Annotated in this window: 24 protein-coding genes and 2 pseudogenes; 9 read left to right on the top strand and 17 right to left on the bottom strand. The window is 60.7% G+C overall.

All coding sequences use genetic code 11. From position 1 onward, the window contains the following. Positions 1–6 precede the first annotated feature (6 nt). Positions 7–1,005 carry a glycosyltransferase gene (locus PMI09_RS08005; RefSeq protein WP_081499035.1) on the bottom strand — a complete coding sequence of 333 codons (999 nt, stop codon included), beginning with the start codon at positions 1,003–1,005 and terminating at the stop codon, positions 7–9. Positions 1,006–1,159: 154 nt separating this feature from the next. Here PMI09_RS08005 and PMI09_RS08000 point away from each other — a divergent pair, with 154 nt between their 5' ends. After that, positions 1,160–3,001 carry a hypothetical protein gene (locus tag PMI09_RS08000; RefSeq protein ID WP_007790870.1) on the top strand — a complete coding sequence of 614 codons (1,842 nt, stop codon included), beginning with the start codon at positions 1,160–1,162 and terminating at the stop codon, positions 2,999–3,001. Between the two features lie 2 nt (positions 3,002–3,003). Here the strand turns inward: PMI09_RS08000 and PMI09_RS07995 are convergent, their stop codons facing one another. Next, positions 3,004–3,240 (bottom strand): hypothetical protein, encoded by a 237-nt coding sequence (locus PMI09_RS07995; protein ID WP_007790867.1) that lies wholly within the window; start codon positions 3,238–3,240, stop codon positions 3,004–3,006. 66 nt (positions 3,241–3,306) lie between these two features. Next, positions 3,307–3,608 (bottom strand): annotated as a pseudogene (locus PMI09_RS32795) (spike base protein, RCAP_Rcc01079 family). Between the two features lie 238 nt (positions 3,609–3,846). Between PMI09_RS32795 and xseA the strand changes: the two are divergent. The 3 genes from xseA (at position 3,847) to PMI09_RS07985 (ending at position 6,529) form a co-directional block, all read left to right on the top strand. Further along, entirely contained in the window at positions 3,847–5,436 is a 1,590-nt protein-coding gene (gene xseA / locus PMI09_RS07990) for an exodeoxyribonuclease VII large subunit (protein ID WP_007790864.1), read from the top strand. Positions 5,437–5,522: 86 nt separating this feature from the next. Next, positions 5,523–5,765: a hypothetical protein gene (locus PMI09_RS32075; RefSeq protein WP_007790863.1), complete on the top strand. Its 243-nt coding sequence runs from the start codon at positions 5,523–5,525 to the stop codon at positions 5,763–5,765. A 20-nt stretch (positions 5,766–5,785) separates the two neighbouring features. Beyond that, positions 5,786–6,529, top strand: coding sequence for an endonuclease/exonuclease/phosphatase family protein (locus PMI09_RS07985; RefSeq protein ID WP_007790856.1), 744 nt, complete (start codon positions 5,786–5,788; stop codon positions 6,527–6,529). Between the two features lie 154 nt (positions 6,530–6,683). Here PMI09_RS07985 and PMI09_RS07980 read toward each other — a convergent pair whose 3' ends face one another. Then, positions 6,684–7,166: a MarR family winged helix-turn-helix transcriptional regulator gene (locus PMI09_RS07980; protein ID WP_007790854.1), complete on the bottom strand. Its 483-nt coding sequence runs from the start codon at positions 7,164–7,166 to the stop codon at positions 6,684–6,686. A 93-nt stretch (positions 7,167–7,259) separates the two neighbouring features. Between PMI09_RS07980 and PMI09_RS07975 the strand changes: the two genes are divergently transcribed. Continuing rightward, positions 7,260–8,168: an EamA family transporter gene (locus PMI09_RS07975; RefSeq protein ID WP_007790853.1), complete on the top strand. Its 909-nt coding sequence runs from the start codon at positions 7,260–7,262 to the stop codon at positions 8,166–8,168. Here PMI09_RS07975 and PMI09_RS07970 read toward each other — a convergent pair. Together PMI09_RS07970 and PMI09_RS07965 are read right to left on the bottom strand one after the other, a co-directional pair. Then, on the bottom strand, positions 8,116–9,369 hold the full coding sequence (locus PMI09_RS07970) for an aminopeptidase (RefSeq protein ID WP_007790850.1): 1,254 nt from the start codon (positions 9,367–9,369) through the stop codon (positions 8,116–8,118). The genes PMI09_RS07975 and PMI09_RS07970 overlap by 53 nt on opposite strands. Positions 9,370–9,486: 117 nt before the next feature. Next, complete coding sequence (locus tag PMI09_RS07965) at positions 9,487–10,203, bottom strand: glutathione S-transferase family protein (RefSeq protein WP_007790847.1); 717 nt, start codon at positions 10,201–10,203, stop codon at positions 9,487–9,489. Between the two features lie 19 nt (positions 10,204–10,222). Here PMI09_RS07965 and PMI09_RS07960 point away from each other — a divergent pair, with 19 nt between their 5' ends. Further along, on the top strand, positions 10,223–10,729 hold the full coding sequence (locus tag PMI09_RS07960) for a MarR family winged helix-turn-helix transcriptional regulator (protein ID WP_007790845.1): 507 nt from the start codon (positions 10,223–10,225) through the stop codon (positions 10,727–10,729). Between the two features lie 2 nt (positions 10,730–10,731). On the opposite strand, the gene ybaK is transcribed toward PMI09_RS07960, so the two are convergent. From ybaK to PMI09_RS32070, 4 genes are read right to left on the bottom strand one after another with little or no spacing between them, the layout of a single operon-like run. Then, on the bottom strand, positions 10,732–11,205 hold the full coding sequence (gene ybaK, locus PMI09_RS07955; RefSeq protein WP_007790839.1) for a Cys-tRNA(Pro) deacylase: 474 nt from the start codon (positions 11,203–11,205) through the stop codon (positions 10,732–10,734). Positions 11,206–11,208: 3 nt separating this feature from the next. Further along, positions 11,209–11,559 carry an ArsC family reductase gene (locus PMI09_RS07950; RefSeq protein WP_007790835.1) on the bottom strand — a complete coding sequence of 117 codons (351 nt, stop codon included), beginning with the start codon at positions 11,557–11,559 and terminating at the stop codon, positions 11,209–11,211. Continuing rightward, complete coding sequence (locus tag PMI09_RS07945; RefSeq protein WP_007790832.1) at positions 11,560–12,615, bottom strand: M14 family zinc carboxypeptidase; 1,056 nt, start codon at positions 12,613–12,615, stop codon at positions 11,560–11,562. It lies immediately after the preceding gene. 35 nt (positions 12,616–12,650) lie between these two features. Then, complete coding sequence (locus tag PMI09_RS32070) at positions 12,651–12,884, bottom strand: hypothetical protein (RefSeq protein ID WP_244423731.1); 234 nt, start codon at positions 12,882–12,884, stop codon at positions 12,651–12,653. Positions 12,885–13,489: 605 nt separating this feature from the next. On the opposite strand from PMI09_RS32070, the gene PMI09_RS07935 reads away from it, so the two are divergent. Then, on the top strand, positions 13,490–14,053 hold the full coding sequence (locus PMI09_RS07935; RefSeq protein ID WP_007790826.1) for a methylated-DNA--[protein]-cysteine S-methyltransferase: 564 nt from the start codon (positions 13,490–13,492) through the stop codon (positions 14,051–14,053). 25 nt (positions 14,054–14,078) lie between these two features. On the opposite strand, the gene PMI09_RS07930 is transcribed toward PMI09_RS07935, so the two are convergent. Continuing rightward, positions 14,079–14,702 (bottom strand): LysR substrate-binding domain-containing protein, encoded by a 624-nt coding sequence (locus PMI09_RS07930; RefSeq protein WP_007790823.1) that lies wholly within the window; start codon positions 14,700–14,702, stop codon positions 14,079–14,081. Positions 14,703–14,948: 246 nt separating this feature from the next. Next, on the bottom strand, positions 14,949–15,251 hold the full coding sequence (locus PMI09_RS07925; protein WP_007790820.1) for a hypothetical protein: 303 nt from the start codon (positions 15,249–15,251) through the stop codon (positions 14,949–14,951). 585 nt (positions 15,252–15,836) lie between these two features. Between PMI09_RS07925 and PMI09_RS07920 the strand changes: the two genes are divergently transcribed. Next, positions 15,837–16,520 carry a methyltransferase family protein gene (locus tag PMI09_RS07920; RefSeq protein WP_007790818.1) on the top strand — a complete coding sequence of 228 codons (684 nt, stop codon included), beginning with the start codon at positions 15,837–15,839 and terminating at the stop codon, positions 16,518–16,520. A gap of 113 nt (positions 16,521–16,633) precedes the next feature. Here the strand turns inward: PMI09_RS07920 and PMI09_RS07915 are convergent, their stop codons facing one another. Together PMI09_RS07915 and PMI09_RS07910 are read right to left on the bottom strand one after the other, a co-directional pair. Further along, complete coding sequence (locus PMI09_RS07915; protein ID WP_007790812.1) at positions 16,634–17,122, bottom strand: methyltransferase family protein; 489 nt, start codon at positions 17,120–17,122, stop codon at positions 16,634–16,636. A 137-nt stretch (positions 17,123–17,259) separates the two neighbouring features. Further along, positions 17,260–18,187, bottom strand: a pseudogene (locus PMI09_RS07910) (LysR family transcriptional regulator). A 128-nt stretch (positions 18,188–18,315) separates the two neighbouring features. Here PMI09_RS07910 and PMI09_RS07905 point away from each other — a divergent pair. Then, a complete protein-coding gene (locus PMI09_RS07905; RefSeq protein ID WP_007790806.1) occupies positions 18,316–18,678 on the top strand; it encodes a nuclear transport factor 2 family protein in 363 nt (120 codons plus the stop codon). Positions 18,679–19,367: 689 nt separating this feature from the next. Here PMI09_RS07905 and PMI09_RS07900 read toward each other — a convergent pair. From PMI09_RS07900 to PMI09_RS07890, 3 genes are all read right to left on the bottom strand, one after another. Then, entirely contained in the window at positions 19,368–20,486 is a 1,119-nt protein-coding gene (locus PMI09_RS07900) for an ABC transporter ATP-binding protein (protein WP_007790803.1), read from the bottom strand. Continuing rightward, a complete protein-coding gene (locus PMI09_RS07895) occupies positions 20,483–21,556 on the bottom strand; it encodes a carbohydrate ABC transporter permease (protein ID WP_007790799.1) in 1,074 nt (357 codons plus the stop codon). Before PMI09_RS07895 ends, PMI09_RS07900 begins: the two co-directional genes overlap by 4 nt. Next, positions 21,553–22,629: carbohydrate ABC transporter permease (locus PMI09_RS07890; protein WP_007790796.1), on the bottom strand; the 1,077-nt coding region annotated here is incomplete at its 5' end. The genes PMI09_RS07890 and PMI09_RS07895, both read right to left, overlap by 4 nt.

The following is a 22,629-nucleotide window of genomic DNA, read 5'->3' as shown; positions in this document are numbered from 1 at the left end:
GAGCAATCATGCGATGCGAGTCGTCTTTTTGGGTGGGGCAGTCGTACGCTCGGCCGTCGTCGATCCGTTACTTCTGGCCGCGACGTTCAAATAGAAAATGCGCAGCTGCTCGGAGCGCGAGCGCGCGACGGAATCGAGAATGAGGCCTGCGGTGAAGACCATGAACGAGATCATCATCAGCGCCATGGACAAGACCCAGGTCGGCATCCGATTGACCAGGCCGGTTTCGAAATATTCCATCAGGACGGGTGCCATGAAAGCCATGCTTGCCAGCATGAAGAAACCGCTGATGATGCCAAAGAAGGCAAAGGGACGTGTCTCTTTCATCAGCATCGCGAACATCCAGAGGATCTTGGCACCATCCTTGAAGGTCGAAAGCTTAGAGTGAGAGCCTTCCGGCCGGCGGCCGTAATCGAGTTCCAGCTCGCTGACGGGCAGTTTCAGGCGCGACGCATGAACGGACATTTCCGTCTCGATCTCGAAGCCTGCCGAGACGGCCGGGAAACTCTTGACGAAGCGCCGAGAGAAGACGCGGTAGCCCGAGAAGATGTCGGTAAAATCGGTCCCGAAGATGGTTCGGTACAGCATGTTGAAGATCTTGTTGCCGAAGGCATGCCCCTGTCTGCCGGCGTCGGCATGCACGCCGCGCCGCGTGCCCACCACCATGTCGGCGCGCTCGGTCAGCAGGGTGCGGATCAGTTCCTCGGAATCGTCAGGCGAGTACGTTCCGTCGCCATCCGCCATGATATAGATGTCGGCGTCGATGTCGGCGAACATGCGCCGGACAACATGGCCCTTGCCCTGCCGCCGTTCGCGCACGACGTTAGCGCCGGCAAGCATTGCGTGGAGCGCAGTGCCATCCGTTGAGTTATTGTCGTAGACGTGGATTGGCGCACCAGGCAGCGCGGCCTTGAACCCCCGGACAACGGCGCCGATGGTCGCGCCCTCGTTGTAGCAGGGTAAGAGCACGGCAATATTCAGATTGTCGATACGCGATCCACTCATGATCACACCCATGGCGAAGAAATCCGCACAAGAATAAAGGGCGGCCGTTAACAAGTAGCTATGAAGTCCGCGAAAACCGTTTGTCAGCAGGACTTTTACGGTTTCTTGATAGGCGAGGGGTAGGATCTCGGCACTCAAACGGTGAGATCCGCTCATGACGAATGTTGCCCAGATGATCGATGATACCGCGTCGGCGTCGTTGATCGCCAAGCTGCGTGCCCTGATGTGCGGGCTACTGCCGTCCGTTCTTCTTTACAGCGCACTGCTGATTGCTGCGATCCTCGCTCTGAAGCTGCCTGGCGCAACCGACTATGTCGGCGCCGATAACGATGACGGCATGCGGCTTGTCGAAGTACGCGATTTCCTGAACGGACAGGGCTGGTTCGACGTGATGCAATATCGCATGGGACTGGGCGCGGGCACCTTGATGCACTGGTCCCGGCTGATCGATCTTCCAATCGCTACGCTGATCAGGCTTTTCGGTTTCTTTTTCCCGCAGGAGCGCGCGGAAGCGCTTGCACTCGCCGTCTGGCCGCTTTCCCTGACCATCCCCAGTCTGTGGGCCGTGGGACTTGCCGGGCGCCGTATCGGCGGCACGTTTGGAATGCACATTGCGTTGGGACTGACGGCATTTCTGCTGGTCCCTAGCAACCGCTTCCTGCCGGGCGCCATCGATCATCACAATGTCCAGTTCGCACTTGTCGCGATTATGACCGCGATGCTGCTTGACGAAGACCATCGACCGCTCAGTTATGCCATCGCCGGATTGGCGGCCGCGACAGCTATCGCGATCGGAGCCGAAACGACGCCCTTCGTAGCGGCGGTATGCGTGGTTGTCGCCGTTTCGTGGGCGTGGGAAGGCGAGCCGTTTGCGCGCGCCGCCAAGGCTTTCGGGCTCACATTGGCTCTGTCCATTAGCCTGTTTTTCTTCGGTACCGTTCCGCCGCGTCTCTATTCGGCGGTCACCTGCGATAACCTGTCGCTCAGCTACTGCAGCCTTTCGACGATCGGCGGCGGGCTGTTGCTCATTGCCGCCACTTTCGCAAGTAGAGGAATCCGGTTGCTGCGATTTGTCGCTTTGGGCGGGATCGGCGCGGTCGTCCTCACCTCTGCCATCACGATAGCTCCACAATGCCTCCGCAATCCGCTGGCTGATCTCGATCCGCTTCTTGTCAAGCTCTGGCTGGACCGCGTGCAGGAGGCGCAATCGATGCTTGCACTCGATAGGCAGGATCCTTTTACGTTGGGCTTCTACTACTCGACCGGGGTCTTCGCACTTGCCGTCTGTGTGTTCCGCCTCGTTTACGGGGATCGTGTGCGGGTGCATCTGGTCTTGCTTTTTCTCCTCGGCGTGAGTTGGGCAATCGCCGCCTTTCAGGTGCGCGGCACGATGTTTTCCAATCTGCTCGCAATCCTGCCGCTGACATTGTTGATCATCGACATGCGCCGGATATCGGCCAGCGACAGCGACGATGTCGCGGCCGCCTTCTGCTACCTTTCCACGGTTCTCATGAGCGTGGCGGCGGTTTGGGGGCTGGCAGGCGGGCTTATCGGCATGCAGGTGGGCAATGGCGAAAGCATCCTCCAGGCTGCGGCCGCAAAGCCGTCCTGCTCATCGAAGTCGTCTCTGGCGCCATTGACCGAAGTGCCGATCGGCCTGGTAGTCGCGCCGTCCGACGTGGGCGTCTCGATTCTCCGCTTTACCGAGAATCGGATATTGGCAGCGCCGTACCATCGAAACCAGGGTGGCATGCTCACGGAACTGCATATCGGCTTGGCAGAGCCACGGGAAGCCGAGGCGTTCCTGAAAGGTGCAGGCGCCACGGTTCTCGCCTTTTGCGCCGATAATCCGCAGACCAGGGAGCTTGCGGAAATGAAGCCGGATGGCCTATACGCACAACTGGCGAAAGGCGTCGTTCCGGCTTATCTGAAGCCCATGCCGACGCGTGATGGCACGCCTATTCGGTTCTTTCGCTACGTGCCTGCCGGCTCGTAGGTTCAGACGAAGCGCCGGCGATCCCGCATGCGATCGAGAGCGTAGAGGCCGAGAAGGCAGATCAGAAGGCCGCTGTCGTAGCAGACAATGGCGACGGCAAGGTCAAGAATCGAGGTGGTTGAGACCCAGGCTGCGCAGGCATAGACGGCGCACACAAGGAAGCCGACCAACACCATCGAAAAGATCGAGCGCATTGGTGCGGTAACGAAACCCAGTGCTGTGGCCGTCAGGGCGATCATCAGCGTCTCCTGCTTCGCTTCAGTATAGCCGGCTTTGTCTTGTCGAACAATTAATCGAGCAGTTTGTTACCGCTTTCCCCAGTGTTTCCAATCGGCACAGTGACGATGTACGGCATAACGGACGACGTAAGTCAGCCCGAGAATGCTCTCTGCTGACGTGCCGGTGGCATGGACCCGAGAAATTCGCAGCGGCAGTATCGAACGGTCGGACACCAGGCAAAGGTAAGGGTCTGCCCGGATGCCATGGTGACGACCAGGTCTCCTCCAATGCCGACATAAAGTGCCCTCGTGATTTCGGCGAGGTTGAGATTATCATTGGGGAGGACGGCGAAGCCGGCGCTCGCAGGACCAGTTGAGCGAGGGCGCATGGGAGGCGAAGCGGTCAGACATGGAAACTGCTGTTGTCGTTTGTCCGATCATCGCTTTGCAGGGATTGCCGGGGAAAACCGAGAGGTAATCGATCGCCGACTTTCCTGCTAGCTCGGTCTAAGCCTTTGACATAATTAAAAAAAGAACTGCGCCAACAGTTACCGTCATTGAGCCGCACATAAAAATCATCCCCTTTTGGCGGCTGCTCTTTGCTGCCCGATCGGCTAGAACAGGACTATGAGCAACGTCTTCGAGAATGATTCGCCGAGCAATCTTACCGAGTACTCGGTCTCGGAACTTTCCGGCTCGATCAAGCGCACGGTCGAGACTGCCTTCGACCAGGTGCGCGTGCGCGGCGAAATTTCCGGATACAGAGGCCCGCACTCGTCCGGGCACGCCTATTTTGCCTTGAAGGACGATCGCGCCCGCATCGACGCTGTCGTCTGGAAGGGCACCTTCTCCAGGTTGAAATTCCGCCCCGAAGAGGGGATGGAGGTGATCGCCACCGGCAAGGTGACGACATTTCCCGGCTCATCGAAGTATCAGATTGTCATCGAAACGCTGGAGCCTGCCGGCGCTGGCGCGCTGATGGCACTGATCGAGGAGCGCAAGCGCAGGCTTGGCGCCGAAGGCCTGTTCGACCCGTCCCGGAAGCGGCGGCTGCCGTTCATGCCAAGGGTGATCGGTGTCGTGACCTCGCCGACCGGCGCCGTCATTCGCGATATTCTCCACCGTATCTCCGATCGTTTCCCGGTTCACGTCATTGTCTGGCCGGTAAAAGTGCAGGGTGACGGCTCCGGCGAGGAAGTCGCCAACGCTATCAGAGGCTTCAACAACTTCGAGCCGCACGGGGGGATGCCGCGCCCGGATGTTCTGATCGTTGCGCGTGGCGGCGGTAGCCTCGAAGATCTCTGGAGCTTCAACGACGAAATCGTTGTGCGCGCCGCCGCCGAGAGCCAGATCCCGTTGATCTCGGCGGTCGGCCACGAAACCGACTGGACGCTGATCGACTACGCTGCCGACGTGCGTGCGCCGACGCCGACCGGTGCGGCCGAGATGGCGATTCCCGTGAAGGCGGAACTGGAGGCGCAGACGGCGGCGCTTGCCGCGCGTCTGCAGGGCTGCATGAGCCGCCGCATGGATCATCATCGCCAGTCGGTGCGGGCGTTGATCCGCGCGCTGCCGTCGCTGGATCAACTGCTGGCCCTGCCGCGACGCCGGTTCGATGAGGCCGCCGCCGGTCTCGGTCGTGGCCTCGAACTGAATACGATCAACAAGCGCCGCAGCTTCGAGCGCACTGCTGCGCATTTGCGTCCCCATGTCCTGTCGAACCGTATCACCGAGCGTCGCCAATACCTGAACGAACGGATGACGCGCGCCGAGCGGACGGTCGAGCGCCTTATCGATCGCTCGAAATCGCGGGTTGGCCGCGCAGATGCGATCTTCGCGATCCTGCCGGCGCGCCTGAAAACGCAGACCGCTCGGCTGCGTGATCACCTTGCCAATCTGTCACGTCACGCCGATACGGCTGTCAGGCATCAGCTGACACGGGCACGCGGCGAGCTCACGGCGCAGGATCGCGTACTGCAATCCTTGTCTTACAAGAATGTCTTGAAGCGCGGCTATGCCGTTATTCGTGACGACGAGAACAGGCCGGTGTCGCAAGCCGCAATGCTGTCATCGGGCGCAGGCATCTCGATCGAGTTCGCCGACGGCCGTGTCGGCGCGGTAACTACCGACGGAGGCCCGCCGTCCGCCGCGCAGAAGAAGCGCGCCGCAAAGCCGCAGGATGAACAGGCGCCGCCGAAGCAAGGAAGCCTATTCTAGGTAACGTCGTCGGCTCAATTGCAGCGCCGACATCATTGAAATGCAACATATACGTGTCATTCTTCTCGTAAACGGGAGGGCGTGACATGAGACTTGCATCGTTCAATGTCGAAAACCTGTTTGATCGTGCGAAGGCGATGAACCTGGAAACCTGGGCCGACTGCCGGGTTGTTCTCGACCGCTTTGCCGAATTGGAGAAATTGCTGGGGCAGGTGACCTATAGCGACGCTGACAAGGCGCGCATGGCCACGTTGATTATCGAACTCGGGATAGAAAAGACCGATACAGGCCCCTTTGTCATCTTCGGCGCAATCGGGGCAATCTTCTGAAGCGACCGAGGGCCGGCGGTGTGGTCATTACCGCGAATGGCCGGATCGGTTGGGTCGGATCGCTGGAGCTGCGTGACGAGCCGATCGATGAGATCGCCATGCAAAACACGGCGCGCGTCATGAGCGATCTGGAGGCCGATATTCTCGGCATCGTCGAAGTTGAGAGCCGGCCCGTCCTTATGGCCTTCGATACGCAGGTGCTGCCGGCCGTTGGCGGCAACCCTTTCACGCAGGTCATGGTGATCGACGGAAACGACGAGCGTGGCATCGATGTCGGGCTGATGACCCGAAAGGGCATCGCGCTCGATATTATGCGCAGCCACGTCGATGATAGGGACGCGGCAGGCAACCCGATCTTCTCGCGCGATTGCCCCGAATATTACGTGACGACGCCGAACGGAGCGACGCTGCTTGTCATGGTCAACCATTTCAAGAGTAAGGGTTTCGGTAGTGCCCAGTCCTCCGATGCTCGCCGGCATGCACAAGCGCAACGGGCGCGAGAGATCTACGAGAAGCGTATTGCCGAAGGATTTGACCACATCGCGCTGATTGGCGACCTGAACGACACGCCCGACAGTGCCCCTCTGGCGCCACCGAAGGAGAGCACGCTCCAGGACGCCTTTACGCATCCCGCGTTCGACGACGGGGGCTTTCCCGGTACCTTCGGCCTTGGCAACGCCGGAAACAAGATCGACTACCTTCTTTTATCGCCGAAGCTTTTCGAGAAGGTCGAGCGCGGCGGTGTCTTCCGCAAGGGCGCCTAGCCCGGAAGCCGGCCGAAGCTGTGGGAGACCTATCCGGAACGGACCGAGCCCAAACACGCGGCGTCGGATCACGCGGCGATATGGGTCGATCTCAATATCTAGAGGAGTACTCCCAACTGTTCCGCGCAAGCAGCTCACCGCGTGAACGCCTATGCTACTCGAAGGTCGCTAGGAACTTGCGCAGCAGGGCTTCAAGCTGAGCCTTCTCCTCCGCGCTAAAGCTCTGCATCAGGCGCTGCTGATTGGCCACATGGGCGCCGACGGCGCCTTCCACGGCGGTAAGCCCTGCTTCGGTCAGCGCAATGAGCACGCTCCGCCGATCGTCCGGATTGAGAACACGCTCGACCAATCCGGCCTTCTCCAACTGGTCGATCCGGTTGGTCATCGTGCCGGAACTGACCATCGTCATCGACAGCAGATCGCCTGGCGAGAGCCGATACGGTGCGCCCGAGCGCCTGAGGGTCGCCAGCACGTCGAAGGCGGAGGAGGAGAGACCGTGCTGTTGAAGCACCTGCTCGACCTCGCGGGCGAGATGCGTGGTCAGCCGTTTCAGCCGGCCCATGATACCCATCGCCTCGGTATCGAGCTCGGGGCGTTCCCTGCTCCACTGCGCAAGTATCTTGTCAACGCGATCCATCGGCCAGCTCCTGAGAGACTGTTACCATCACATATCTTGACGTCAAGATAAATGGTGCTAGATTGCATTTATCTTGATATAGAGATTCTTGAAATGAAGAAAACTGGTGCGCCTCTTTCCGATGTGCTGATGACGGCGTTGGCCCCGACGATCTGGGGCAGCACCTATCTCGTTACCACATCCTTCCTTCCACACGGATATCCGCTGACAGTGGCCTTCCTTCGCGCTTTGCCGGCCGGGCTACTGTTGCTTGCGATCGTTCGACAACTGCCACGGGGCGTCTGGTGGTTTCGCGCCTTCGTGCTCGGCGGCCTCAATTTCTCGTTCTTCTGGGCGATGCTGTTCGTGTCGGCCTATCGTCTGCCAGGCGGTGTCGCCGCGACCGTTGGCGCCATTCAGCCGCTGATCGTCATCCTGTTGTCGCGCATTTTCCTCGGCAGGCCGATCCATGCCCTTGCTGTTGGGGCTGGACTGATCGGAATGACGGGTGTCGCCCTGCTTGTCCTTACGCCCAACGCGGCGCTGGATCCGATCGGCGTCATTGCTGGTCTTGCCGGCGCGGTTTCGATGGCGTTCGGCACCGTGCTGACGCGGCGTTGGGTTCCGCCGGTTTCGAATCTTGCCTTTGCCGCATGGCAGCTCACGGCCGGCGGTATCCTGCTTGCGCCCGTCGTATTCTTCTTCGAACCCGCGCTGCCGGCGCCGACCGCGACCAATGTCCTCGGCATGGCCTATCTTGGCCTGATCGGCGCGGCGTTTACCTATCTGCTGTGGTTCCGGGGACTTGCTCGCCTGGAGCCGTCCGCAGCGGCCTCATTGGGTTTCCTGAGTCCGGTCACCGCCACCCTTCTCGGTTGGCTGGCTCTCGGACAAAACCTGACGCCCGCGCAGCTTTTCGGCTTCGCAATGGTGCTTGCGAGCGTCTGGCTCAGTCAGCGCACGATGTCCGTCAGGCCCATTCGCCCTGACGCATCACCGGAACGCGCGAGCCGTCCGGCTTGATGCCGTCGATATCGACCTGGCCCGAGCCGATCATCCAGTCGATATGGATCAGGCTCGAGTTGCCACCTTGGGCCTTGATCTGCTCCTGAGTCAGGCTTGCGCCGTCGACGAAGCACTTCGAATAGCACTGCCCGAGCGCGATGTGGCACGAGGCGTTCTCGTCGAACAGCGTGTTGTAGAAGAGAATGCCGCTGGCCGAGATCGGCGAGGAATGCGGCACCAGCGCCACCTCGCCGAGCCGGCGCGCGCCTTCGTCGGTGTCCAGCACCTTGTTCAGTACTTCTGCGCCGCGCGAAGCCTTTGCTTCGACGATTCGGCCGCCTTCGAAGCGAACTTGGATATTGTCGATCAGCGTACCCTGATGCGACAAAGGCTTCGTGCTCGAGACGTGGCCCTCGACACGCAGCGCGTGCGGCGTCGTGAAGACTTCCTCGGTTGGAATGTTCGGGTTGCAGGTAATGCCGTTCTTGGCGGTCGACGAGCCACCGTGCCACTCGTGACCGTCGGCAAGGCCGACCATCAGATCGGTGCCGGGTCCGGTAAAGTGCAGGGAAGCGAAGCGTTCGCCATTCAGCCAGCTCGATCGTTTGGCAAGGCTGCCGTTGTGCTCGGCCCAGGCGGCGATCGGGTCTTCGACATCGACGCGCGATGCGGCAAAGATTGCCTTTGCAAGCTTGGCGACTGCGATGGCCTCCGGATCATCAGGAAAGACCAGCGCCGCCCATGAGGGGTTGGGATAAGAGACGATGTTCCAGTTGATGTCGAAATTCGAAATCTTCTCCAGCGCCGGCTTGTAGGCGGCGGAGTTCGCCCGGTTGGCACGGCCAACCTTTGCCGGATCCTGCTCCGAAAGCAGCATCGGATTGTCGCCGGCGATGGCGAGGCGGGCAGTGCCCCTGGCGTAGGCCTTGGCCATGCCGTCGTAGAGCCAGTCGGATGCGCGGTCGAAGCTCTGATCGTTGCCGTATCGGTAGCGCGCGAGCGTCGATTCCTCATCGGAATAGAATGCCGTCACCAGTCCGGCGCCCGCCATATAGGCATGCTTGGTGATCAGGCGGACGAGCGGTAGGGCGACTACGGGGGCCGTGATCACAAGATCCTGGCCCGTTTGCAGCTGCAGCCCAACCTTGACGGCCACTTCCGCCAGCTTTTCAAGCTTTGCAGGATCCACGGAGGTCTGGCTTTGCGGCATGAAATTCATGATCAGTCACTCCTCGAACAAAACGGATTGGCCGGTAGACTTAGACCCCTTTGCGGCGAAATTGAAGCTCGCTTGTCGACCGATGGCGCTCTTTGCCGCCATCGGTCTATACCGGGATCACGCGGCCGAAACGGATGGCTGCTGCAACAGCACCGCGTCGTGACGTTTCAGGAAGGCCATCAGCCGGTCGGCATAGTCCGGTCCGACCGCAGCCTTCACACTCGGTCTTTCGGACAATGCTGTCCGCCAGGCCTGGACGCTGGGCAGGCCGGCAAGAATGCCGCTGTCACCGATGGCGTCAAAGACGTCGAAGTACCGAAAGATCGGCGCAAATACGGCATCGACCATGCTGAAGCTATCGCCCGCGAAGTACGGACCACTCCTCAGTTCCGTTTCGATGGTCGCGAACTTCGATGCGAGCACCTGCCGTTTCGCCTCCAGCTGCATGCGGTCTTGCGTCGTTTCGTAGACCCAGAGGTCGGACAGGATCGAAGAGCCGAACTCCATCCAGCCGCGGTGACGGGCGCGGGTAAGCGCGTCGGCCGGATGAAGGCGGTGACCGTCCTGCGTCTCTTCCAGATACTCACAGATGACGCTGCTTTCGAAGAGGATGTCTTGGTTGCCGTCGCTGTGGCGAATGCAAAGCAGAGGCACCTTGCCCAACGGCGAGATCTCGAGAAACCAGCGAGGCTTGTCGGCGAGATCGATGTTCACGCGCTCGAAGGGCACTCCCTTTTCCGCAAGCGCGATCGCGGCGCGCTGGACGTAAGGGCAAAGGTGGTGGCTGACGAGCAGCAGAGCCGAACCGGATGTTTGGATAGGCAAATGATCCATGACGCAATCTCCATTGTAGATGCAATTGCATATAATAGTCGTTGCGCGGGGATTCAAGATAGATGTAGATGCATATATGAATGAAAAGCAGAACGATGCGACGCCCTCCGATGCGGTGACCGATGCCTGGATCGGGCTGATGCGCGCCCAGCAGCGGCTGCTCGGCCAGATCGAGGCGGATCTCAAATCAGCCGGACTTCCGCCGCTTAGTTGGTACGATGTGCTCTGGGAACTCGTGCGGTCGCCGCAGGGCAGGTTGCGGCCGTTCGAAATCGAAGAGCGCACACTGCTTGCCCAATACAATCTTTCGCGCCTGATCGATCGTCTCGAGAAGGCGGGGCTGGTGCAGCGCGAAACCTTTGATCAGGATGGACGCGGACAATGGGTGGTCGTTACCGAGGACGGCCGCTCCCTGCAGAAGCGCATGTGGCAAGTCTATGCCAGAGCCATCGAGGACAATTTCGGCGCCAAACTGAGCACGGCCGATGCTGCGGCACTCACCTCTTTGCTGGCGCGCTTCAGCTAAGACTAGGCAATGAGGGGTGCCGCTGCAGCCTTCAGCGTCTTCAACGCGTCTTTCGGGTCAAGCCGAACCTGCAGCCCGCGTTGCCCGCCATTGATGTAGACGTGCGTTTCCGTCAGCGCTGCCTCTTCGATTGCCGTCGGGACGAGCTTCCTTTGTCCAAAAGGGCTGATGCCGCCGACGTGGTAGCCCGTCAGGCGCTCGGCATAGGCGGGCTTCATCATGTTGGCGGACTTTCCGCCAAAGGCGCTTGCGAGCTTCTTCATGCTGACCTCGCGATCCGACGGCACGACGACGCAGACGGCCTTGCCGTCGACCTCCGCCATCAGCGTCTTCAACACGCGATGCGGCTCCTCGCCAAGTGCTTCCGCAGCCTGCAGGCCGACTCGTTCTGCATTCGGGTCGTAGTCGTAGCTATGGACCGTGAAGGCAATCCCGGCCTTGCTGAGAACCTGCGTGGCGCGCGTGGTTTTGGACATCAATCAGGCCTTGAAGAAGCTGCCGTAGGTCTCGGGCTTGAAGCCGATGAGCAACTTGCCGTCCGCCTCGATAACCGGCCGCTTGATCATCGATGGCTGCTCCAGCATCAGCGCGATCGCCTTGCCCTCGTCGAGATTTTCGCGCTCGGCCTCAGGCCGCTTGCGAAAGGTCGTGCCAGCCCGGTTAAGCACCGTTTCCCACCCGGCTTCCTTTGTCCAGGCCTGCAGGTGTGCGCGATCGATTCCGACGGCCTTGTAGTCATGAAACTGGTAGGCGACGTTATGCTCTTCCAGCCAGTTGCGGGCCTTCTTCATCGTGTCGCAGTTCTTGATGCCGTATATGGTGACGGTCACTTAGTTCTCCAGCGTTCCAGGCTTGCGTGTCGCCTTGCTGGCGGTCTTGCAAGCAATCTTCATCATGTCGGCGCCGCGACGAACGAGCCGTTGAGAGCTGCGCATCACAATCAGGCCAGCCTGCGGCGCACGAATCTCGACGCTGCCGTCAGCCATGCCGGGGCGGGTGATCAACGTGGCAAGCACATCGCCTTCGCCAACCCATTCGCCGATATTGCGGTGGAACAGGACCGTGCCTGCCTCCGGCGCACGGACCATCTCGATATTGTCGAGCGGGACGGCGGGGCCATCGAAAGCGGGCAGCGAGACGGTGACATCGATTGCGCCGCGGCTCGCCAGAAACTTCCACAATCCCTCGGCATCCTTCTTTGCCAAGTCAGGATAGACATCACGGCGGCCGCGAAGCTCGACGGTTACAGACAGCTTGCCGGGCAAGCGCGACTGCTTCTCCGACGTCTCGCATTTCCAGGCAAAACCGACGGCCTCCTCGAAGGCGGAACTCTCGCCGTCGGACAGAAGAACGGCTTCCATCTCCATCGCGGAGGCCAGGTCGGCCGCCTCAGGCCAGAACGCCTCGTCGATGTAGGCATACTGCAGTGATTCATCATCGCAATGCAGGTCGATTACCAGATCGCAGCCGAGCGCCATATGCAGCAGCTGGCGCTTCAGTTTGTCGACGGCCGAAAGGCGCTCGAGGTTCTCAAGCAGTCCGTCGCGATCCTTCACCGAGATCAGCGGAAATTCGCGGTTGAAGTTGGTGCGCGATCCAAGATCGAACCGGCCTTGGAGTTCGCCGAAATGAGACTGGGCCGCACCGATCGGGTTGGCATGCGGGACGACAATGATGTCGCTTCTGATTTGGCCGGCACTTTCGGACTGGCGCAATTTTTCACACAGAAAGTGCATCAGGGCCGTGCCCGGCAGTTCGTTGGCGTGCAGAGCGGCCTGAATATAGACCTTCGGTGCCGCTGGATCGCCGCCCTTGAAACGGAGAACGGGCAGCCGCCAGTCGACACCCGCCGTGTCGCCCGCAATGATGATCTCGGACGTATTCATGTCGTTCTCCGCTTCATGCCGTCGTCGCAGGAGCTTTAAGCGACTTCAATAGCCCGAGGCAAGCCGTTATCCTCGCGCCGCAGTGGCCAACGATCGACAAACTCGTAGCCATGTTCGCCCGGGCGATTACGGAGCAGCACGAATTCGCGCGCAGCGACGACCACGGGTTTCTGCAGAGTGACGCGCGGCATCACCTCGCTATCGTAGAGCAGCGTCGCATGTGGCTGAAGGTTCCGATTTATTCTGGCGTCTTCTCCGAGATTGCCCATCTGCACATGTAGCTGCCGCAGCAGCTCCGGCCGCCGTTGCCGCTCAGCACGATGGCGTTTCGCCGCGACTTCCTGAAGGTCGCGACATGATCGAAGGATAGTTCGAACTGGCAGGCGTCGATGGCACTGGCGGTCCGACAGGCCGCGAAGATCACTGCATCTGAAATCCGCGCGCTCTGTTCGACGTTGTAGAGCGAGACATGCAGAAGCTGGGGCGGGACGCGGCGAGGCGAAGGGAAGGTGATCCAGCTGCAGCCGCCTTTGGATCTCCAGGTATTCGCAAAGCGATCGTCCGTCCGGCAAAATCGCAAAGAAGAGATTCTCCTTGTCGAAGCGTGATGCGCGCGGTCTGATTTTCGGGGAAGCGAACTCGAAGGATACCTGTAGGCTCTGTTCGTGCATGACCAGCTACCGGGGCATTCGCCCGGCCTTTTCGTTCTCCAGGGAATGTGGGGATCGTATCATCTGATCTTGAAAGCATAAGAACAAACAGAGAACATTTATCGTGAGTCGCGGCGGTAGCGTTTGGTGCTGCGCAAGAAACGGGTTGAATTCAGCGCTCGGCTGCACGATTTTCAGGGTGATCCAGCATGGAGGCAGTGACGATGAAACAGGCAACGCACCACTATCTGATCTTCGAAACCGTCGGCGGCTTTTGCGGCATTGCCTGGAACGCTAGCGGCATCACGCGGTTCCAATTGCCGACGTCGAGCGCAGATTCGACCGAGCGCCTTCTCCTGCGTCGCATTCCGGGCGCCGAGCCCGCGACGCCAACGCCCGCCATCACAGACGCGGTAGCGGCGGTAAGGCGCTATTTCCAGGGAGAGCCGACGGACTTCTCGGCCATCAAGCTCGACCTCACTGGCCAAGACCCCTTCTTCAAACAAATCTATAATGCCGCGCGGCAGGTCGGCTGGGGCCACACGACGACTTATGGCGCTCTTGCAAAGCAACTCGGCGCCGGGCCGGAGGCGGCGCGCGATGTCGGCCAGGCGATGGCGAAAAATCCGGTGGCGTTGATCATCCCGTGCCATCGTGTACTTGCGGCCGGAAACAAGATCGGCGGCTTTTCCGCACCGGGCGGTTCGTCATCGAAGCAGAGGATGCTCGAACTTGAGGGCGTCAGCATGGCGCCGCCGAAACCAGCGCAGCAGTCCCTCGATTTCTGATCGGATTGTCGGGCGGGTCTTGATCTCAAGCAAGGGAGCTATCGTTCGCTTCCAGAGCACCGTACGTCTCAAAGAGGATCGATCGCACCCAGCGGTGGCCGGGATCGCGATGCGTGCGCTCGTGCCAGACCGCGAGCTTGCTGAGGCCGGGGAGATTGACTGGAGGTTCAAACATTGCGAGCCCGTCGCCGTCCGCCACCAGGCGGCGCGGAACGACGGCGATCAGATCGGTCATACGCAGCACCTCGGCGAGTGCCAGAAAGCTGGTGACCGACAGCACGACTCGGCGTTCTCTTCCGAGCTTCGCCAGAGCATCGTCCGTCGCTCCCCAGAATTGCTGGCCGCCGTAAGATACGAGCGCATGATCGAGAGCGCAGAACCTATCGATTGTCAGAGGCGCGGTCGCCGCATCGGGATGATCGGCGCGCAGCGCGCAGATATAGCGCTCGTCGAACAAGCACCGGTCGTGTAGATCAGGCGGCGCCTCTCCGGCGTAATCATCAAGATCCCCGTTTTCAAATTGAGCTTGGACGCGACCGTTGTCGGCGGGACGCACGGCAACGCGAATGCGAGGTGCTCTCCGCCGCAACTCCGCCAGAAACGGGACCACGACCGCTTGAAGCGCGTAGTCGGTGGCAGCCACCGTCACAGTGAAATCCGCACGGCAAACTGGCAGAAGATCTCGCGAAGACGAAACCGAATCCGATGATCAACGGTCATCAGGATTGGCTGGACGGCCCGGCAGGTGCCGCCCGCCGGAAGGCTAAAAAATAGGACGCGCGGACTGCGCCCGTTAGAGCGCTGTTGCGTCCAAGAGGACCGGATTCTCCCAACGGCGCCAGAAAACATGCGCGGCAGCGACCAGATAGAGGCAATCCACGCGACCGAGGCCGCGCTACCGTCTTCCGCGCTGCCGCCCTAATCCGTGCGGTGCTTGGCGCGGAAGAACCACCCGAAATACAGACAGACGAAAGAGCACAAAGTGGATCGTGCCGCGTAGGGCGCTAAGCTGAGGCGACTGGACGGCATTGGTCCACATCAGCGGGATCGGGATCTTCGCCAGGTAGAAGTAGATTTGCGTGCCGCTGCTGACAAAGAACGCGCCGGCGAGGAATTTGCGGTACTCGCGGTATCGCACCGCAACGTAGAGCATCGGCAGCCCGATAACCATGATTGCGGCGACATGATAGGGAAGCATGGCTCCTCCTCGGACGGCCACTTGCCGCCAGCCTCTTCGCTTGTATATGCTGAATTTGTCAAACAAGTCACGCAAGGACGGGCAGCGGTTCGTAGAGGATGTGGCTTGGCTGCACGCACCTTGGGACGTTCCGCCCATCGCCGCCCGGCTTTACGGGCATCTGCGTCTTTGCCCCAGCCCGTCAGCCTCGACCAGATCACCGAGGTCCTCGGGATCAGCAAGAGCAGCGCAAGGTTGGCAGCGCGATTGTTGGAGGGCTACGCGCTTGCGCGTCGCCACAGCGCGCGTGGAACAAAGCGCGCTTTACGCCCGTGGCCGACGATTACGAAGCTATGATCGGGCAACAGAACCGGCTACTCGACGCAATGGCCGAGCGGCTGGCGGCCGGAGCCGGAATCGTTCCGCCCAGGAAGTAAAAACGCACGTCTCGAGGAGATGGCTGAATCCTATCGGGTGATGTGCGGCGCGCCATGGAAGGCGCGATGCGCCGCCGGAAGCTGAGTCGCCGACCGCGATGAGAGGCGAAATCTCGCAGCGACGTCCCATGCGGACGAGTCAATAGCATGGACCGGGAGAGGGAAAGAAATGAGCCTCGTTCTGAATCTTCTTGCCCAGACAATCGTCTGGTTCGGCCTCATGGGCGCGATCATCTTCGGTGCTGCAGGAACGATAGACTACACCGGCGGGTGGCTCTATCTGGGCGTGATGATCACCATCTCAGTCGTATTTGGGCTGCACATGGCGCGCGTCGATCCCGGCTTGCTTCAAGAGCGCCTGAAGCCGCCCGTGCAAAGGGACCAACCGCTCGCGGACAAGCTGGTCCTCATCCCAATCCTGCTTCTCATGTTTGGAGGGATGGGACTCATGGCAGCGGATGCTGCGCGCTGGCACTGGTCGATAATGCCACCTTCCGTGCAGTGGGCAGGATGCGGCTTACTCCTGGCGGCGATTTTGTTCATATACTGGACCATGCGCACGAACAGCTTCGCGGCACCGGTCGTGAAAATACAAAGGGACCGCGGGCAGGCGGTCATCACAACAGGCCCTTATGCCATCGTCCGCCACCCGATGTATTTCGGCGCGCTTTTCTACATCGCTGGGACGTCGTTCGTGCTCGGCTCCTGGTGGGGACTTGCTACGGCGCCTTTGCTAGCCCTCTTGCTCGGCATCCGGATCGGCGTCGAAGAGAAGGCGCTCCGCATGGGTCTCGAGGGCTATGACGACTATGCGCGCCGCGTGCGCTACCGCCTGATTCCGCTCATCTGGTGAGACGGCACATCCTGCATGGCAACGCGCGAGCAATCGACGGGCGGCGGGAAACAAGATCGGCGGCTTTTCGGCGCCGGGGAGGCCTGCGATCGAGCCAACCCGCTCGTTCCTGGTTACAGCCAGCGACGAACACGAACCTTATAATCGCGGTAGGCACCCCCGAAGCGCCGTTCGAGATAGGCCTCCTCGCGTGCGACTACGGCGTATCGCATGATGACGGCAATAGATAGCACGAGGATAAGAATCCACGAACTGCGTGCAGCCAAGCCGATCCCGGTATAGAGGAGGAACATGCCGACGTAGATGGGATTGCGGCTCAGGCCGTGAATACCGGTCGTCACCAGCGCGCGTGCAGGCCGATTGCCGGGCACCGGTGTCCCGGCCCGGGAGAAGTTCCAAAGACCAGCGGCGAATACAGCAATACCGAGGAAGATCAAACCGCCGCCTGCTACCCAGCGCACCCAAGCAGTCTCAGGCAACGCGAACGGCGGAAGCAGCACGCGATCGAGCACGAGCCCCAGGATCAGGCAGCCGAGAAAGAGCAACGGCGGCCGTATTCTGGGGCTCGCGGTATCACGGTCCTGTTCGCTGGTAGTGTTCATCGGGACGTCCAGTTCTGCCAAGCAATCGATCGATTGCCCACGATCCGGCTAGAATGGCAACTAGGGTGCCATTCTAGCATTGACAATCGAGGCCGGCCACCGCGCGGCATTGCAGCCGTAGGCTCGCTTTCGCTGACCTACGTCTGCTTTCCCTGTTGCGGGGGTTGCGAGCCGGTCGTCGCTTCCGCCCTCCAGCGTGCATCCGTCAGGCCGGCGATCAGGAAATCCGCCAAGGCAGAGACCTTCGCGGGACGTCCGCGAGCGGTCGGCGTCACGAAATACAATCCACCTTCCGGCAACCGCCAATCGGTGAGAACAGGTTCACGCTGCTCATTCGGAAAATACTCAGCCGCGATAAACTCTGGGAGTTCGGTGATCGCCAGGCCCTCAAGCACTGTCGGTAACAATGCCTCGGCACTCGTTCCCCGTAGCGGCCATCTTGGCGTAATCGCAGACTCTTCACCTGTTTCCCAGTGCGTGAAGCGCCAGACGTCGTCCTTCGCGCTTTTGTTGTAGGTGAGGCATTGATGGGTGACGAGATCATGCGGATGCTGCGGACGGCCATGCCTTGCAATGTAGGCCGGCGATGCGACAACGAACCGTCGCACAGGTGCGATCAGTCGCGCTACGAGCGATGAGTCTTCCAGAACGGCGATGCATCGCGCGGCATCGAAGCCGTCGCCGATCAGGTCTGTCTGCGCATCGGTCAGATGAAGGTCGATTGCGATGTCGGGGTAGCGTCGAAAGAACTCCGGCAGCATGGGTGCGACCCAGCGCGCGCCGAAGGACAGCGGGGCGGCGAGTTTCACGAGGCCTCGCGGGCGGCTGGAGGCTTCACGGGCGAAGTCCTCGGCCTCTCCTGCGTCCCGCGAAGATCTTGGAGGCCCGTTCGGCGAGCGTGTGACCGTAGTCAGTCAACGCAAGCCGCCGGGACGTTCTGTTGAACAGGAGACCCCCAAGCCGGTCTTCAAGAGGCGTGACGGCTCGCGAGACGGTGGCCACCGATACACCCATGGTTCGGGCCGCCCCAGCGAACGAGCGCTCCTCGGCCACTTTGGCGAACATGGCGAGCCCGTGCGCTCAGCATCGATAATCGGCACAAGATCGTCGAGGTCGGTGCAAACGCCGTAGCCACCGCCTGATCAGCCACGGCGCTTCTATGAGCCGAGAGCGACACCAATCTGAGAAAAGCCATGCCCAACTCTATTTTGACCCTGTTGCTTTGCAATCTGCGCGACGTGTTCGGCGAGATTGACCCCGCGCGTCGACGTGCAGCGATCGACGACATCTTCGACGACGACGCCGTATTCTACGACCCTAACGGTGGCATTTATCGTGGCCGCGACGAAATCGACCGCATCGCCGGCGCGATCAAGGCAACCCATCCTGACTTCCGGTATCAGCCCGTCGCCCCTCCTGGGGGAGGCGGGCGATGGCGGTCGGGTCCGGTGGCGGGCAATCCCGGAGAGCCGCCGGCTTACGCCGGAACCGATTTCGTAATCGCGCGGGACGGCAAGCTTGCCGCCGTCTATCTGTTTTTCGACGAGCTGCCGTGAATCACGGCGGCTTCAATGATGCCGGCGCAGCCCGCCAAACGGTGCAGGCGGATGTGCAACATCCAGACATAGCGACAGGCGGTATGCCGACGGCGGTCGCCACCCGCCGACGGTTTCCCCCGGCAAAAAATCTGCTGTCCCTGACGTCGAGAACGCTGACGTACGACTGGATACCGCCGGCAGCCGACAGATTACTCCCACTCGATTGTTCAAAAATCTATACCTCGTTGAAATAACTGCAGAATTCTTGTATGGCACGCCGAAATGCACAGAGGCTGTCAAAAATCTACCATATTGATTTTAAACGTTAAATTGCAACGAAAATATTCTCGAGGCTTCGCCAACTATCGGGGACAATCGGATGATTCTCGCACCTCCTAGCGACTAGCGGCATTCACGTCTCCGTGTCGAAAAGTACCGTCACCGATCCATACCACGCTCCGGCGCGATCCGGTCACGCTTGCGCATTTTGGCGGTGTCGTCGGGCGCGGCCTTTCTGGACCGCCAGCACATGCGCAGCGCTTCCAGCGCCACGTCCGGGAAGCGGAAGCAGTCGGCGATCGATATGGCCAGATCGAAGATCCGGGGGCACCGAATCGAGAGTGTAGGTTTTGACGCCAAGGGTGGCCGTCAAAGCCTGGCACTTAGACTAGTTCACCAGATGCGGGCTTGGAGCCTGCAAGAATCGGTCAGGATACGGACACGAGCCGGGCGGCCAGGCGCACACCTGAATGGGCGTCGAACAGAAAGCCTCGATCGAGCGGAAAGTGCACGGCAACGGCCTTGTCGAAGTCGATGTCGTAATCCCTCGGCATCTTGATCGACAGGCTCTCCTCGCCCACCGCGAGCGTGACCAACGTCACGTCGCCGGTAGGCTCAGCGGCGTAGACCGTAGCATCGAACAGACCAGCGCCGGGCTTGACGATGTTGGCGTCTTCCGCGCGGAAGCCCATGACCACATCCTTGGCCATGGTTCCCTTATCTGCTGCCACCGGCAGGCTCACACCGTGGCTCTCGAAGCGATTGTCCTCGATCCGCCCGCGCAGGAAATTCATCGGCGGCGAGCCCATGAAGCCGGCGACGAACAGGTTAGCCGGGCGATCATAGACCTCGCGGGGGGGGCCGATCTGCTGCAGCACACCGCGGTCCATGATCGCAACGCGATGCGCAAGGGTCATGGCCTCGACCTGATCGTGGGTGACGTAGACGGTGGTCACCCCGAGCTGATGCTGCATGCGCTTGAGTTCGGCGCGCATGAAGCCGCGGAGCTTCGCATCGAGGTTGGAAAGCGGCTCGTCCATGAGGAAGACCGAGGGCCGCCGCACGATGGCCCTTGCCAGGGCCACGCGCTGACGCTGGCCGCCGGACAGCTGGCGCGGGTACCGGTCGAGGAGATCCTCCATATGGACCTGCGCAGCAGCGTCGCGGACAGCGAGCTCCCGCTCCTGCTTCGACACACCACGGACCTTCAGCGGAAAATCGATGTTCTCGGCGGCGGTCTTGTGCGGATAGAGGGCATAGGACTGGAACACCATCGCCACGTCGCGGTACTTCGGCAGTATGTTGGTGACGTCGTTATCGCCGAGCACCACCTGCCCCGAATCGGCGGTTTCCAGGCCGGCTATGATCCGAAGCCCGGTGGTCTTGCCGCAACCGGAGGGCCCGAGCAGCACCAGAAACTCACCCGGCGCAACATCGATACTGAGATCCTTGACGACGTGAACCACACCGAACGATTTGTTCAGGCTGCGCAGCGACAGCCGTTGCGCTCGATGACCGGTGTCGATGCCCCTCGCTTCCACGTTCATCCCTTCACCGCCCCCAACAGTATCCCCTTGGAAATGAAGCGCTGAAGCACGAGCGCCATCAGTACGACCGGAATGATCATGACGATGATGACCACCGCCATACTCCACCACAGGATGCCGCGCTCGCCCGCATTCATGGCGGCGACCAGGATAGGCATGGTCTGCGCATTGGACGTCGAAAGGAACAGCGACAGCAAATACTCGTTCCAGCACAGGATCAGCACCAGCAGCGTCGTCGCCGCGAGACCGGGCTTCGCCAGGGGCAGGATGATCTCGACGAAGGTGGCAAATCGGGTGGCGCCGTCGAGCTGCGCGCTCTCGTCGAGGTCGGTCGGAATGGTGACGAAGAAGTCGTACATCAACCAAACGACGATCGGCAGGTTGACTACCGAGTAGGCGAGGATCTGCGCGATGTGGGTGTCGAGCAGCCGAACGCTCTGAAACATCATGTAGATCGGAATGACGGCGACGATCGGCGGCAGAATGCGCTGCGAGATCATCCAGAACAGGATATCTCCATTTCCCAGCGTGGCCTTGAAATGGCGACCAACAGCGCGCGCGAGAACGAAGAAGACCGCGAGCGCGACGGCAAGCGACAGACGCCAATCGACCCCCCAACGGCCGACCACCACCGCCATCGCGACCAAACACAGAACGAAGAGAACAATCGTCGCGAATTTGGGCTTGTACTGAATGCGCGCCAAGGCATAGGCGGCCATCGAGCCGATGGTGACGCAAAGGGCTGTGGCGAGAAGCGCGATGATGATCGAGTTGATGTAGGCCCTCAGCGTGTCCTCGTAGTCGAAGACGAACAACTCGCGCCATGCATGCAGGCTCGGCGTGAAGTCGATCCAAGGCAGGTAGACCGGGCCGGCGTTGACGTCGGCCGGCAACTTGAACGACGTGATCAGGAGCCAATAGAGCGGAAACAGGACGAACACCGCCCAAAGCATGAGGAGGCCGTAGACGATGACGGCCGTGGCCGGCGCCATCTGCTTGATCGACTTCGGCTCGAACCACCGCCTAAGCAAGGATCTCTGGGGTGACATCCGGATGTCTTGCGTGATCATGTCGGCCTCAATCGCTTGAGGACGATGAGATTGAAGAAGGAGACGCACAAGACCACCGTCACGAACAGGAGTAGGTAGGCGATCGCCGCAGAATCCCCAAGGTTCAGCGCCCGCCATGCAAAGAATGAATGAAGCGTCATTGACTCGGTCGCGATGCCGGGGCCTCCGGACGTCATGATGTTGGGAAGGTCGACCAGCTTGAAGGCCTCGATGATCCTGATCAGCATCACCGTGGCGGCAACCGGCGCAATTTGCGGCCAGGTTATTTCCTTGAACACCTGCCAACCGCTGGCACCGTCGACCTGGCCGGCCTCCACCTGATCACGGGAAACATTCTCAAGCGCTGCAAGCAGGATGACGAAGATGAACGGGATCCACTGCCAGGAATCGCCGATCACGATGAACAAGCGGGCGGTCCAGGCATGGTTAGCCCAGCCGAAGTCACCGAGGCCAATCCACTGCCAAACCGGCGAGAACGGACCCTTGGTCGTGTCCGCCAGCATGCGGAAGCTGTAGCCGATGCCGATCGGCGTTATCATCAAGGGGATGAAGAAGACGACGCGGAAGAAGGTCCTGCCCTTAATCGGCTGGGCGCAAAGAACGGCGAGGCCAAGGCCGATCAGGAACTGGATGGTGCACCCGACGAGCACGTAGAGGATGGTCACGCCGAGCGTGCCGAACGGATTGCCGCTGAACAGCGTCGCGGAAAAGAGAAGCGCCAGACCGAATCCCACGCTGGCGGTGATCAGCCGGCCAATAAAGCCGAGGATCGCGAAGCCTTGCTTGGCGTAGCGGTAGAGCCACCAGATGAGGCCGGCCGCGCTCGCGATCGTGACGATCCAGCCAAGCAGGCTGATGCTGGTGAAGGTCCCGAGGAAATGGAACTGCTCGGTGCCGAAGAACTGCTTCCGGAAGTTCCTCAGGCCGACGAACTGGACCTGATAGGAACCGGCCCTGAGGCGGATGTTGGAGAAGGCGAGCACCAGCGATGCTATCGTCGGGAATACCGAGAAGATGAGAATCATGATCACGGCGGGGGCGATGAAAATCTGGCGCGACTGGCGGTCGAGCCA

The sequence above is a fragment of the Rhizobium sp. CF122 genome (assembly GCF_000282035.1).
GTDB lineage: Bacteria > Pseudomonadota > Alphaproteobacteria > Rhizobiales > Rhizobiaceae > Rhizobium.
Note: the sequence above shows the minus strand (reverse complement) of the source record. Positions and strands in the feature narration are given on the sequence as shown.